Below are 13,489 nucleotides of genomic sequence, written 5' to 3' on the forward strand. Positions count from 1 at the left end.
AATACAGTAAACGGCTAGGTGCCATTGAACCTGTATTCGGTAATATTACGGTGAATAAAGGCATGAACAAATTCACACTACGCGGACAAGATAAAGTGAATACTCAATGGAAAATGTACTGCCTTGTTCATAATATAGAGAAATTAAGGAATAGCCTGCATTAACCCAAGGGCTAACAATTCAATGCCGAAGTAACCTTAATCACAGCCTCTGAACCTTCATTTCTGCCTCAATTTAATCATTCAGCAATGAAAATATAAATAATCTATTTAATCTCAAGTAAATGTAAGTTAATGTGGTTTTTATTTAAATAAGTAGGCTGGAAATGAGAAATTCTACAGCCTCGTTATGCGTAAAAGGAAGTCATGAACATTATTCAAGAAATCAAAGAATCTTGGGGCTGGGTTGGTATTGATCCTGTTGAGGTCGTAGGTGAAAATGACTTCGGTAACCTTATGATCAAAGATTCTGCTGGTAGTTATTGGCGTCTTTGCCCCGAAGATGTTTACTGCGAAATTGTCGCAACCAATCGCGAAGAATTAGATAGCCTTTCTGCCGATCAAGAGTTTCTAGAAGATTGGTACATGAAAGCTCTAATCGATCATGCAAGTGAGCAATTTGGTGCATTAACCGTAGGTCAAAAATACTGTTTAGTCACACCTGGCGCTCTTGGTGGTGAGTACGCAATTTCAAATATTAATACTGCACCGTTGCATGAGCTTATTAGGTTTTCTGGGCGCGTGGCAAAACAAATCAAAGACCTACCAGATGGTGCACAAATTGAACTGCGGGTTACCGATTAAACTCGCATAACAAGCAAATTAATCAGGACAAATTATTTGGGCGTTATGGTTTTACGATATGAATAAACTATTGAGTTACCTCGAAGATTGGAAAAACTCTAAAACTAAGATTTTTGTGAGCGAAGGTTATGAAGTAACAATCACCGGAATTCTTGGTGACTCCAAAAAAGCACGTTATATTAATCTTGATACCGAAAAATTAGTATCGAGAGCAACACTTTGGGAAACAGGTGAATTGGAAATTGAAGCTTTAGATATTCAATCTGAAAAGCAGGTAATTCAATTGTCTGTAATTACTTCTGAAGTTTGGGAGCTTGACGATAAATTAAATTGGTGGCTTAGTGAAGTAGCCACATATTGAAAACATAATAAGTCATTGCAAAGAACTAAAAACAGCTGGTCGTTGCTCGTGCCTCGCTATTTTCGTCCATCAATTTTTAGCCTCTGAATGAGACGTTAAATGTCCAAAGTATTTGAAGCTATGAAATATAAACTAGATCTAGATTCTAAATCAGCCCCAAGAATATCCAAAGCCGCTAAAAATATCTCCAAATCTAATTTAGACGGATATGAGGATTTGTTGTTGAATGCTTTGGAAACATTGATTTTAAAGCCTCAATCATGGAAAGCACAATCAGAAGTTATTAGGGCTATAGGAATATTGGCACTAAAAGTTCACTTCCTTACCTTAAGGGACTTACCATGAAAGATTTCGATGCTACTATTATCTATCGTGACTTGGTTTTTTCCATATGCATGCTTCAAGACACCAATAATAAAAAATTTGAATAGTATTCTAGAAACAAGCAATGACTTATTGCTTGCAGAAGCATGCTCTGCAATTTTATTTTCTGGCGCGATTCCATCCAACAATATAATAACAAACATATTAGTTTCTATTGTTGATCGAGATGTAAATGAAGGACAAGTTATCACGCCAAGGTGTTATATTGCAGCAGCTTGTTACTCTTGGCCTCATGAGCTAACAAAAGAATTCTTACATAGGTGCGCCAAGTCACCGTAGATTGGGCTAGCTGAAATTGCGTACGACTCAATAGCAGGTAAAAAGACCAAATATGTACTTGTCTAGAAAATCATTTAAAAAAACGGTTCAAACCGCTCTCCACTGCGTTGCTCGTTTTGTGCTTTCTCTGATCAATACCAGATCAGAGTAACAAGATTTTTTAAGTCGCTAACGGTTCCAGCTAAAAGCTTAAGCTTCTACGCCTTGGCTTGTTAGGTACTCTTTATAGGTACATTTAAAATCAACAGTTTTATCTTTTTTAATTTCAATAATACCTGTGGCCAAAGAGGATACAAATTAACGGTCCTAACTGATTAACATCAAAACCCCTTCGTATTACTCTAACTGCTAAAAATTTCAGAGTCGCTGTTTTAATTTTGTAATGTCTATACCTTGTATTAGCTCTAACAATAACCTTAGAGCTTACAACTTAAATTTGTTTGCTTTTATTTGTTTGTTCACTATTTTTAAATTTTCTTTAGCTTGGTTACTAAATGACTTTAAATACCATTTTTTAGCTTGTTTTAAGTCGACTTCAATTCCATCTTTTCCATGGTGGTATATTAAACCTAACTTTAACCCTATGCTCATTGGGTTACGCCAAGCTGCCTTTTTGTAAAGCGCTACTGCTTTATGTATATCTTTTTCTACTAACGTACCACTTACATAGTTATCAGCTAAAGTCTCCATAGCATTCTTATTTTCATATTCACTGGCAATCAAAAGATATTTAAGTGTGTTTTTATCATCTTGTTTTTGTTTATAATATTGAGACAAGTCAAATGATGCATCACCATTACCAGCCTCCGAAGCTTTATGAAGATAATATAAATATTTGTCGTTATCGTTTAGCTGATTTTTATAGATTAATGCTGCTTTTTTGTAATAGTTCTGATTACCTGCATCTCCACCTTTTTGATAATAATAAGCTGACTTTTCAAAGTCTTTTAAGTTGTAATACATACGAGCAACGTCTCTGATTAGTAAAGTATAGGGCGTTTTCATCGCGATCATTTTATCAATATAAACATCTATTTTATTTTGATATTCTTTCATTTTTTCAGGCGATATACTTTTACGGCAAAAGTACAAACAAAATAGTTCATACATAGAGTTTACATGGTCTAAGTCTGCCGCTCTTGTGTAGTAGTTTATTGCAATTTCATCACTTTGTATTTCTTGCATGAAAGGTCTAGGCGCTTTATAAATAGAGCCTAACTTAGCTAAAGACGTCACATCATCTTTTTCCGCTAACATTTTATAAATAGAAATGGCTTTATTAACACTTTCTGCATCATCGTCATTTATATAAAATTCAGCAAGCTTATACCAACTCTGTACATCACCTAATTCTGCTGCTGTTTTAAGGTATGCTCTCTCTTGTGCCTCATCCTTTTCCAAATAACTTTCTTTTGCACGTTTTTTTAAGTAAGGGATGTTATCCGTTTCATATAGTTGGATGAGCCTAGCATGAGCTTTGTTAAATTCTGGGTTATCTGCTGTATCCTCAAGGGATAAGAAACGAGTTGCTGTTTTCAGCTTGTCTATTAGGCCCCAATTATTACTATTTATAATAAACGATAGCCACTTTTTCGCTAATACGTTATCACCTGGGTTTCTTTCTCTTACATTTACCCTTTTAGCCAGCATGACCATTGCATTTTCATTACCATTTTCGGCCAACTCATTTAAAATTTTCGCTCCACGTATAACATCTCTATTGTTGTAATAAAATTTAGCGAGTCCTCTTTTCGCTTCATTCATTTGAGAGAGTTGTTTTACATGTTGATAATATTGTTCTGTCAGATCTATACCGGAGAACTCGGTGATACTTCTTCTATTAGTCCCTGGTAACAATTTCCCGTCTTTTAACTTTTGGCCTTCAGCATAGATTTTTAACAAATCGATGGTTGTTTCATAATCATCTAAAAGAGAGGCTGCTTTTAATGCTTGTATTCTTTTTTCGGCATTTGAATTGTTGTTATATACTGAACTACGTCTATAGCTTTCTTCTAGTTTTTGGTAATAAGATGGGTTGTTGTTATCAAGAGCTATTAATCTTTCATATACACTTGCTGCTTTATTGTATTTACCTCTATATGCTAAAAACTTAGCTATTTTTAACAGTTGAGTTTGATCGTCTATCAATAAAGCCGTTTCTAATTTAAGGTTAAAATTACTGTCATCCTTTTCTTTATAAAGATATTGAAGCTCTTCATAAAGAGTTTTGTAATCTAACGAAACGTTTCTACTGATCAATATTTTTTCAATATCTTGTACTTTCTGTTTAAGTCGCTTTTCTTTAAAAAAACGGAGGAGGCTCAGCAGTTCATCGTCAGTAGCGTTAGGAATTATTCTATTTGGCACAGCGTATTGATAATTGTAATTAAACTCTTTAAGCAACATAAATAAAGCACTTCTATCGCCAAGATCAGCAGCTCTGCCAAGTAACCTAAAGTACTTGTCTTCACCATTAATAAACATGTACTTATATTTTTTAAACACTTCTGCAAAAGATAAAATTTGTGCCGGAGCAGAGCTTGTTAAAACAAGTGGATACCATTTAGTGTAATACTCCAATCCTTCTTTATTCTCAGGGAACAAAGCAATTTGGTTCAGCGCTATCATGGCATTTATATCGCCAGCATTTGCTTTATTGATCAATGCTTGTTTTGACACCGTATTGTCATTAGTAAAATTACTCGCACAACCTGACAGAACAAAAATAACGCATAAAGTGCTAAAAAAATGTTTCAATGAATCCCTCCTAGGAAAAGCTATTTAGTGATAGTCAACTAATACTGTAATTAAATTTTCACCCATTGATTCACTATCACCAAAGGTTGATGCTCACTTATTATCAAAAATTTCAGATGCTTAGACTAAACGATTATAAACTACTTGATATATACTTGTACTACTTTGTGACATGCTGATATCGATAAACATATGTGCTGAGCCATTATCGCAAAAACTAATATTATTTAGTCCGCCAGATTTTATTGACGCTAGCCTATTATCCAATTATCGATAATAGCCAATACCGCTTTGTTTTCTGCTTCTGATATTGTTTGCTCTGCTTGCCCGCGTTCAACTAATACGGGGTTCGAATACAATTGGCACCAACGCTCACAGACTTCTTCGGGAGTTTAATTTTCGTTAAGCGTTTCATTAACATGTAACACTAGATGATAGTGATTAGAAATGATAACGTAGGCACAGATATCAATGCTGAAAAGCGAAGCTAGATAGTGCATGCGTTCAACTACCCACTGCCGTCTATGCTCAAAAGACTTTTTTGTGTATTTATCTTCCCCACACAAATAAGCGCCGTGGACACAAGGTGAAATACAATGGTAATAAGGTGTATCAGATAACGATACTTGTGATTGGCGAGATTGAGTCATCCCTCCCCTTCTAAATGCAAAAATAAGCATTTCTAAAAGGTAGTTTAACTATTACAATGATTCAAATAGATGGGAGTTCGAAACTCAACAACCTCCGTTATTTTTAAAAGGCAATGTGAAATAAAGGTTATAGTAATGCTAGATTTTCAGAATGTGTTAGGTCAAAAGAGTACTGATCCAGGCCTTTGGAAATTTTTTAATGTTGAGCCTATAAAGCTTGATAAAACTGATCGAGGAACTAATGATAATTATGGAAGTATGATTTATAAAGATAAGGGCTTAGAACTAATATTTGGTCTCATGGGTGACGAGATAGTTTTGAATTTTATTTGGCTATATAACTCTGAAGTTTTTGATCAGGTTGCTGCTTACCGTGATGTTTTTCCTAAAAACCTTGCTTTTGAATTATCGCCAAACGATGTTGAAAACAAACTTGGAAAACCGCTACGCTCTGTTGAAAAATATAAGCATCCTTTGTTCGGTGATATACCTCAATCTTTTTTTTACAATTTTGAAAGAGAATACAGTGTAAATATAGCATTTGACGGTAGAGGTATTATGCGATTCTGTATTAGTTACCCAGAGGTTGAAGAATTTTAATGCTATAGTTGTAACGGCAATAGCTTTACTTAGCCTTGAAAAACATGAATCTGAGAGAGTTTTTAGACAAATAATAGCTGTTTTTTCTATAAACTTATCCTAGTTTTTATTAAAAAGCATCTTTATCTTATATTTAGTTTTTAAAAATATTTATCCCCTTTCCTGTGGGTGGCATGTCACTTTGTTTGTCCCACAGATCTTCAATGGTAGTTTTAAATTGCTCTTCACTCATGTCTCTCCAGTAACGAGGCTGGCGATTGTGCTTTTTATCATAAGCAATGGTGGTGGGGTCTAGGTGACGAGATTCTTCCAGCATGAGTATATCGGGTAAGGGTTGGCTGATGCCCATGTAGCGTAGGATCATGTTCCAAAAGCGTAAGTACTCTTCGGACTTTTCGTTCGCGCTGAGCATAGAATGGCTTAATGGTACGCCAACGGGATAATCCTCGTAGCGATGAATGAGCACCAAAGAGTAACTCATTAACCCTTGATAACTAGGGGACGACATAAGCACACAATCAAATTAGGTAAAAGGGTGACAATAACGCACTTCCTTGCCCTTCCCTGTATAGCGGGTCACCATACCTGTTTGACGGTTAAGCTCACAAATGAATTTACCTTTTAAGAAAGGAGTTAAGAAAAGCCAGCCGCGATTGACCAAAAGAGAATGCACATGAATCAATAGGCAAGGTAAAGTACCATAAAGGGTTATTCCATAAAGATAAGGTAATTCGCTTTGCCACCCCCTTGGGTTAAAAAAAAAAGCCTAATAAGCCAAAAGAATAAAATAAAGGCAAAAGGAATATCAAGGAAAATCTAGCTAATGAAACGACAAGGGCATAGACCTGCCCCCAAGCGGTAAAGTCTTCTTGCAACCAACTTTCATGGCTCCAAGCGGCTGGTCTATCATCGTTTTCTGGGATAAGTGCATCTTTTGGGGTGATATTACTGATGGCGTACAGGGATAAACAATCATTGGCTTGGCTAAAACCAAAGCGGCGACCGTTTGTCGCCATTTTGCGTAAAAATGACTTAGGTGGCCGGCTTTCTTGCAGAACGATGTTCTGGGAATTGTAGGCGGTGTCTTGATATTCCTGTACTTTTGAATTTTGCTCTTTATCTTGCACGCTTTCTTTGCTCATCTACTTTGTCTATATTGGTTTATATTAATAATCACTACAACTATAATTTGGAATACCATTAATTTAAACCTACAAAACAATAACGGGTTTCGAATACAATTGGCACCGACGCTCACAGACTTCTTCAGGACTTTAATTTTCGTTAAGTGTTTCATTAACATGTAACACTAGATGATAGCGTAGGCACAGGTACCAATGCTGAAAAGCGAAGCGAGATTGAGTCATCCCCACCCACCTAAATGCAAAAATAAGCATTTCTAAAAGGTAGTTTAACGATTACAATTATTCAAATCGTTGGGTGCCCGCTATTTTTTAGGACCTCACAACTTCAATTAATTCTAAGTAGATGGGTATCCACAACTTTCTCTTCAACGAATTTTAGCGAAGTCGTAAGTGCTTGAAAATCGCTTGGCGTAATTCCATATATTCAACTTCTTCGTCTGGCACCCCCATATTTTTAAGTTTATATTGGTTACCATCATAGTTAAGTTCAACATCACACACAGTATAAGATGAGCCTATTCGGTTTCCAAACCTATCCCTTGGGAATTTTATTTCACAATGACCTATTGAAAAGTGCTCTTTTTCTATTCGTGTGTAAGAAAAACCCAGTGTCCCTTCAAACCATATAAAAAAAATGAACAATGCAGTTATGGGAGCACACCAATGAGAATAGCGTACTACCTTTTCTTGATAACGAATTATCAGATAAGGAAAACCAATCATATTTAAAAAAATTAAAGCTATGATTAGATACCCTAGTTCATTAATCACACTAAATAGAATCGTGTCACCTAATACAATAAGAAAAGCAGGAAACAATATAAGCACTTGTAAGCCTACTGCATTACCAATGCGCATTCCCGGTTCATAAGCAAAAAATGCTAACAACACAGAACCAACGACTATGTAAATAAAAAAGAAAGCAATGGGGAATAAAATAGGCGTTAGAAAAGCAAATATTTTATATATTATATCTATATCTAATTGAATTACATATGTTAATCCAACAACATAGATTACCAAGAAAACTAAAAATGAAAATTTGAAGTTATCGAATATGGCCGCAAGTCCTCGATTAACTCCCTCAGTTAAATAAGATATAGGTGGTAGCATCTTACAATCGTCGGTGAAGCCACTTTTTTCTTGATTCGAATCAGGAGCACCCATAAGGTCAGTTACCTGAGCTATTTTTCATATAATACAACAAGTTATTAAGCATAGTCTTTTATAATAACAGGAAATCATTAAATTTTACAGCCAGCTTCTATAGCTATCCATTCAAAGAGTCTCTATTAATTAAATCGTACCTTTAATTGTTAAATCAGCTCAATATCAGTAACATGGAAATTAAAAGCTTTTCATACATTTAATCAATACAGGTGACGTGTATGAAAAAAACAATATCAAGTTGAGCCCCTCTTCTATTATTTTTTTACAGCAATCACATCTGAAAGTAAAATACTAGTTAAATTTAATGAACAACCTTGGACATCCAGCGACTTTATTAAATCCTAGGAAACTGTTTTTATTGTTTTCAACTAATGGGTATCCAGCATTTCTTATAAAAGAAAAAACCGAGGTCAGTATCCAAGGTAACAACCCCATTCAGATGGGTCTATGTGTTTATAGTCTTCATCAAGACTATTACAAACAACTTCCAATTTATTACCGTCACTATCAAAAAATCGAGCAAAGTAATAACCACCGGGATCCAACGCTATCATATCAAATGAAACATCATTGCGAATCAAGATGTCACAATAGGATAAAAAGTTTTTCTCTATTTCATATCGAAAGTAAGATAAACAATTTGCATCAGATTCTTCTTGTAAATGAATTCGTACAGGTACTTTTTCGTGATTAGGTATTAATAACTCGTCGTCAACTTCAACAAACAAAAGCTTCTCTTTATAAAATATTTTTAACTCGTCGTAATTTGAAGTGGGAACAATGATTTCTATCATTCTAACCCTTCCTTTTTTAAATGTTTAAGTGGCTGCCTACTCAAGGTTATACAATTAGGTACATCAATAGTAGATAATGATGCTGACCTGAATATCTTGGCTTTATCAATTTCTATTTTTTAATTTACTTGATTGTTACCTCAAAGGGCGATAGTTTGTTCATTTCAAAGTATTTAGATAAAAACAAAATTAAATAACATAATGCCCTTTCAAATTTTTCTATCTAAAGATTCAGATCTCGTTAATTTATCATAGATAATTAGGAGGAACATATTCGTTTAATTTTACTGACAGGCATGAACGGCACCGATATATCGTTTGAATCATTATTGAATTTTATTCCTAGTAATGTTTTGTTGGAGCAAACATATAGTACTCTAAGGTTTAGTATTTAACTATTTAACTGTAGTATAGTGGTAACGATGAACATAAAAGCTTATATAAAAACACTTCACTTTGGCAGTAGTCTTGCTGCTATTATTCTTCTAATTGTAGCTATTTACTCTTTATTTAATCAAGAATACCAACGTTTTTTCTTCTACTCCTTTTTTGCATTTATAAATTTAGGATTGGCTATTTACAATCGCAATTTAGATAGCGTCCAGCAACTATTTACAGATGACGGCCGGTTAGAAAAAACAGTATTTAAATTAGACTTGAACTCGTCACTCCAAATAAAAAAAATATTAAATCGACTACGCGTAGACACCATGCTTAACCGTATGGAAAAAAAATACCTCAATCTATATAGCAATATTCCTTTTGCGTTCGTACCAATCACAGCTACAGAGTTAGAAGTAAAAGAAGCTTGCGCCGAATCAACTCCTCCTGCATTTTTTAAAGCAGCGGTTGAAAATAAAGGCACACATAAAACGGCAGTTAAATTATTTAAAGAGATTATTGAATACAATAAGCGACATGGTATTGATGAAATATTATGCTGCGACTATGACACAGGAATGGTACCTTATGGACTTTATCTTGGGGAATACCTTGTTAACTATTCAAAAAAATACTGCAATTTATACGCTCAATTCATAAAAACCCTAGATATGGATCATGAAGTCTATGAAGCAGACATTATATATAACGCCTTTAAGCTTTATGGATGCTGTCCGGAAACGCTAGAACTATTGGCTGTTCGCTTATTACCAGCAAGTGGTCAACATGGCATGGACTCATTAAATTATTACTGTGACGATTTTGCTTTAAACCAATACTTAAACAATTTGAGATACTATAATTTATTCCTAAAGCAATTAAAAAATGAATTGTTGTTCATGTCTGAACAATACAAAGCTGAAAATCCGTTCGATGAAGACGGTTACGATGATGAAATATTACTAGCTAAACGACAAGCTAAGTATTCAATAACAGAAGATAGTATTGAGTATTTGGACTATTTTCTTGAAAAAATAATTATAACTAATAACCCAAAAGCACCAACCTCTAAAGTATTTCATGAATTATATAAATGGGCGCAAGAAAACTCGCCACCTGCTGTTGTTTGTTAAGTGGTAATTCATCGTAATTATTAGGAATTATGACTTCAGCGACTCAATACACCTGTGTTGGTATAGATAGCATAGGAATCTAAACTAATTTAACTGCGAAATAAACTTGGAATTTATCTCACTATTTTCAGTAAACAAAATAGCTACTTCATTGTTTTAAGTGAAGTAGCTAGTTATACCAATCATACTAGTTAACTGATCTATACTACTTGTTAAAAACTTATTTTTTCGTTAAATTTTTTGTGAAGGAAATAACCAGTAAAGTATTAAGGTGTTTTACTTAATACTGTCGCTAGTAGGTTAACGTAGTTAACCTCTCGAAAAACACCAACTAATGCTTTAACTAAGGCATTTTCTACATGAAATTTAGAACGGTTATTGTAATTAGTATTATAAAATTAAAGTGGCTTTAATTTACCTTTTGCATCACTTAATTTGTTATAACCTTTTTTATCCATAAAGGCTTTTAATTCATTTTCAATTCGAGAAAAACAATTCGCCCCTTCTTTTTCAAAACAAGTAGCAATTTGCACCGCATCTGCACCTGCTAATAAATATTCAAAAGCATCAATGCCATTCTTAATTCCCCCCACTCCAATAATCTGAATACTTTCAGGTAGTAATTCACGAAATGCACGTACATTAGCAAGCCCGATAGGTTTTATATAATCTCCACACAAACCACCAAAACCTCCCTTAGGTTTAATCATTGGGCTTTCAGTTTCAGGATCTATGATTAAAGTATTACCAATAGAATTAACACAGGTAATAAATTTAACAGGGAATTTTTTTAAAATTTCTGCCATCGCTATAAAATGAGACATATCAAAATAAGGAGCCAGTTTGATACCCAGTGGTTTATCTCCTAACACTGTCAATTTAGAGAGCGCGGTTTCTACTTGCTCAAAGTCATAGGCAACTTGTGCTTTGCCTGGAATATTCGGGCATGAAAAATTAACTTCTATAATGTCTATATCGCTGTTTTGAAATGCACTGACCATTTCTATATTCTCTTCAAGGCTAAAACCAGAAATACTGACTAAAACAGGTTTTCCAAGAGATTTTAATTGAGGCACCATTTCTAAGTAAGCTTTATAGCCTAAATTTGGTAACCCCATTGATTGAATAGAGCCTAATGGTAAATCACTATAACGGGGTTCTGGATTGCCTTCTCTAAACGCAATAGTACAAGATTTAGTAACAATTGCAGCAGATGCGGATTTACCTATCACTTCCAGTTCTTGCAACGAAGTACATCTAGGACCAGAGGCATTCATTAAATAACTATCTAGCTTGATACCTGCAATATTTGTCGATAAGTCAATATGTTGCATTACTTTCTCCGAAGGTTAAAATTGCAAAGGAGTGTATTACAAATCACATTTTAAGCTTTGATTAGAAACAAGTAAGCGAATAAAAAGAGTAAATAGCCATCGTTTAATTAATTTGAAGCTTACTATTCTGGTCAAGCACAACCGGACACCTGACTTTGTATTTGTTCATAGTTAATCGGAGTTAAATCTCCGAGTGTTGTATGAAGTCGTTCATGGTTGTAATAACGGATATATTCTTCAACATCTATCTTCATCGTTTCACGTGTTAAGTGAACAATATTTAATAACCATTCATTCTTTAAACTGCCAAAAAATCGTTCTACAACAGCATTATCTAAACAAGCACCTACGCTGCTCATCGACGCTATTATTTTATGTTTATTCAATAATCGATTAAATCGTCCACTCGTGTATTGAGAGCCTCGATCGCTGTGGAACATTAATCCAGCTTTAGGTTGCCTGATGTTAATCGCCATTTGCAATGCCCGCTCAACTAAATCAACAGTCATACGCTTCGATAGTGACCACCCGATAATCCGACGAGAGTATAAATCCATAACAATTGCTAAATACATCCAGCCTTGATTGGTTCTCAAATAGGTTACATCACCCGCCCAAACTAAGTTCTCGCGAAGAGGGTTAAACTGCTGATTTAGCAAATTATCAGCCACGCTATCACTGTGCTTACGTTTTGTTGTTACCTTATATGCCTGACGTTGTACGACGACAAGCTTTAGTTTACGCATGATGCTACGCGTACGATAACGACCTACATTGAAACCTGCTTCTCTCAACTTCTTAGATAGCTGTCGAGCTCTTCGATACATGTTCAACTCTTCTTCGCGGATGATTTTAGCTGGTCGCTCAAGCCAATCATAAAATGCACTACGACTTATTTGAAGTACATTACAAAGTAGTTTTATGGGATATTTAGAGCGATTTGCTCGAATATACCGAAACTTTACTTCATTTCTTTTGCGAAGAAGGCACTGGCCTTTTTTAGTATTTCTTTCTCCATGCGTAGTTGTTTAACTTCTTTTCTCAAAGCTAATAATTCAGACCGTTCATCAGAGTTAACTGTTGAATTAGCATGCTCTTCTGCTTTATTTTTCCAGCTGTAAAGCAGGCTTGTTGTAATATCTAAAGCAGCAGCTGCTTCCTGGATGCTATAACCTTGTTCACTAATCAATGCTAGCGCTTCTGTTTTAAATTCACTGGTATAAGTTTTGTATTGACGTCTTGTATTCATGTTCACCTCTATAGTGGATAGTATTGTCCAAAATTAAAGTGTCCAGTTCAATTAGACCAGAATATACATTAAAGAGTAAAGAAACTTACTTTTAATAGCGCTGAATTTGTTGGTAATCAGGAATGTGCATCCATGGTCCACAGTACGTATAATTATTCGATCTCAGACTTAGTATTTCATGCAAGCCAACGAATTGGAAATGGAACATCAGCATTTCAAAATCTATAAACCTTATGTTTTTTAAGTCAGTTTGTACCTGAACCTCGAAAGAAGAAACATATTCTGTTGAACTTGCAGACTTCCCAGATAAAACTATGGCGATTGGACGGTTAGCTCATGATTATGAAGGCTTACTACTGCTCACAACACATGAGATGATGAGTTACAAGGTTAGAAGTAAAGGCATAGAAAAAGAATACTATGTATAGCTAATCGAAAAATCTATGTTA

The 13,489-nt window shown here is 34.7% G+C and carries 14 protein-coding genes and 1 pseudogene; 7 read left to right on the forward strand and 8 right to left on the reverse strand.

Annotated features, from left to right (window positions below):
- The 4 genes from E2R67_RS16945 to E2R67_RS13705 all read left to right on the forward strand — a co-directional run.
- Positions 1 to 164 (forward strand): transposase (locus tag E2R67_RS16945; RefSeq protein ID WP_208379538.1); only part of this gene is annotated, 164 nt, incomplete at its 5' end.
- Between the two features lie 201 nt (positions 165 to 365).
- The gene (locus tag E2R67_RS13695; protein WP_134291522.1) at positions 366 to 803 is read left to right on the forward strand and encodes a T6SS immunity protein Tdi1 domain-containing protein; all 438 of its coding nucleotides are present in this window, start codon (positions 366 to 368) and stop codon (positions 801 to 803) included.
- A 58-nt stretch (positions 804 to 861) separates the two neighbouring features.
- Positions 862 to 1,164 (forward strand): immunity protein TriTu family protein, encoded by a 303-nt coding sequence (locus tag E2R67_RS13700; protein ID WP_134291523.1) that lies wholly within the window; start codon positions 862 to 864, stop codon positions 1,162 to 1,164.
- 99 nt (positions 1,165 to 1,263) lie between these two features.
- Positions 1,264 to 1,509: a hypothetical protein gene (locus E2R67_RS13705; protein ID WP_134291524.1), complete on the forward strand. Its 246-nt coding sequence runs from the start codon at positions 1,264 to 1,266 to the stop codon at positions 1,507 to 1,509.
- A 741-nt stretch (positions 1,510 to 2,250) separates the two neighbouring features.
- Here the strand turns inward: E2R67_RS13705 and E2R67_RS13710 are convergent.
- Together E2R67_RS13710 and E2R67_RS13715 are read right to left on the reverse strand one after the other, a co-directional pair.
- A complete protein-coding gene (locus E2R67_RS13710) occupies positions 2,251 to 4,506 on the reverse strand; it encodes a tetratricopeptide repeat protein (RefSeq protein ID WP_134291525.1) in 2,256 nt (751 codons plus the stop codon).
- A gap of 470 nt (positions 4,507 to 4,976) precedes the next feature.
- The gene (locus tag E2R67_RS13715) at positions 4,977 to 5,234 is read right to left on the reverse strand and encodes a hypothetical protein (protein WP_134291526.1); all 258 of its coding nucleotides are present in this window, start codon (positions 5,232 to 5,234) and stop codon (positions 4,977 to 4,979) included.
- 135 nt (positions 5,235 to 5,369) lie between these two features.
- On the opposite strand from E2R67_RS13715, the gene E2R67_RS13720 reads away from it, so the two are divergent.
- Positions 5,370 to 5,834 (forward strand): DUF6392 family protein, encoded by a 465-nt coding sequence (locus E2R67_RS13720; protein WP_134291527.1) that lies wholly within the window; start codon positions 5,370 to 5,372, stop codon positions 5,832 to 5,834.
- A gap of 133 nt (positions 5,835 to 5,967) precedes the next feature.
- On the opposite strand, the gene E2R67_RS16785 is transcribed toward E2R67_RS13720, so the two are convergent.
- From E2R67_RS16785 to E2R67_RS13735, 4 genes are all read right to left on the reverse strand, one after another.
- Positions 5,968 to 6,315, reverse strand: coding sequence for a hypothetical protein (locus E2R67_RS16785; protein WP_208379535.1), 348 nt, complete (start codon positions 6,313 to 6,315; stop codon positions 5,968 to 5,970).
- 271 nt (positions 6,316 to 6,586) lie between these two features.
- On the reverse strand, positions 6,587 to 6,976 hold the full coding sequence (locus tag E2R67_RS16790; protein WP_208379536.1) for a hypothetical protein: 390 nt from the start codon (positions 6,974 to 6,976) through the stop codon (positions 6,587 to 6,589).
- Between the two features lie 378 nt (positions 6,977 to 7,354).
- The gene (locus E2R67_RS13730; protein WP_134291528.1) at positions 7,355 to 8,146 is read right to left on the reverse strand and encodes a sugar ABC transporter permease; all 792 of its coding nucleotides are present in this window, start codon (positions 8,144 to 8,146) and stop codon (positions 7,355 to 7,357) included.
- Positions 8,147 to 8,559: 413 nt separating this feature from the next.
- The gene (locus E2R67_RS13735) at positions 8,560 to 8,943 is read right to left on the reverse strand and encodes a hypothetical protein (protein ID WP_134291529.1); all 384 of its coding nucleotides are present in this window, start codon (positions 8,941 to 8,943) and stop codon (positions 8,560 to 8,562) included.
- Between the two features lie 422 nt (positions 8,944 to 9,365).
- Between E2R67_RS13735 and E2R67_RS13740 the strand changes: the two genes are divergently transcribed.
- A complete protein-coding gene (locus tag E2R67_RS13740; protein WP_134291530.1) occupies positions 9,366 to 10,457 on the forward strand; it encodes a hypothetical protein in 1,092 nt (363 codons plus the stop codon).
- A 398-nt stretch (positions 10,458 to 10,855) separates the two neighbouring features.
- Here E2R67_RS13740 and E2R67_RS13745 read toward each other — a convergent pair whose 3' ends face one another.
- Together E2R67_RS13745 and E2R67_RS13750 are read right to left on the reverse strand one after the other, a co-directional pair.
- Complete coding sequence (locus E2R67_RS13745) at positions 10,856 to 11,791, reverse strand: dihydroorotate oxidase (protein ID WP_134291531.1); 936 nt, start codon at positions 11,789 to 11,791, stop codon at positions 10,856 to 10,858.
- A 131-nt stretch (positions 11,792 to 11,922) separates the two neighbouring features.
- Positions 11,923 to 13,040, reverse strand: a protein-coding gene (locus tag E2R67_RS13750; RefSeq protein WP_134291532.1) for an IS3 family transposase whose coding sequence is annotated in 2 segments (ribosomal slippage) — positions 11,923 to 12,794 and positions 12,794 to 13,040 — 1,119 coding nt in all. Because the reading frame shifts where the segments join, the coding sequence is not laid out codon by codon here.
- Positions 13,041 to 13,218: 178 nt separating this feature from the next.
- Here E2R67_RS13750 and E2R67_RS16895 point away from each other — a divergent pair.
- A pseudogene (locus E2R67_RS16895) lies at positions 13,219 to 13,465 on the forward strand (pseudouridine synthase family protein); the annotation flags it as partial.
- Positions 13,466 to 13,489 lie beyond the last annotated feature (24 nt).

It is taken from the genome of Psychromonas algicola (genome assembly GCF_004378355.1).
Lineage (GTDB): Bacteria > Pseudomonadota > Gammaproteobacteria > Enterobacterales > Psychromonadaceae > Psychromonas.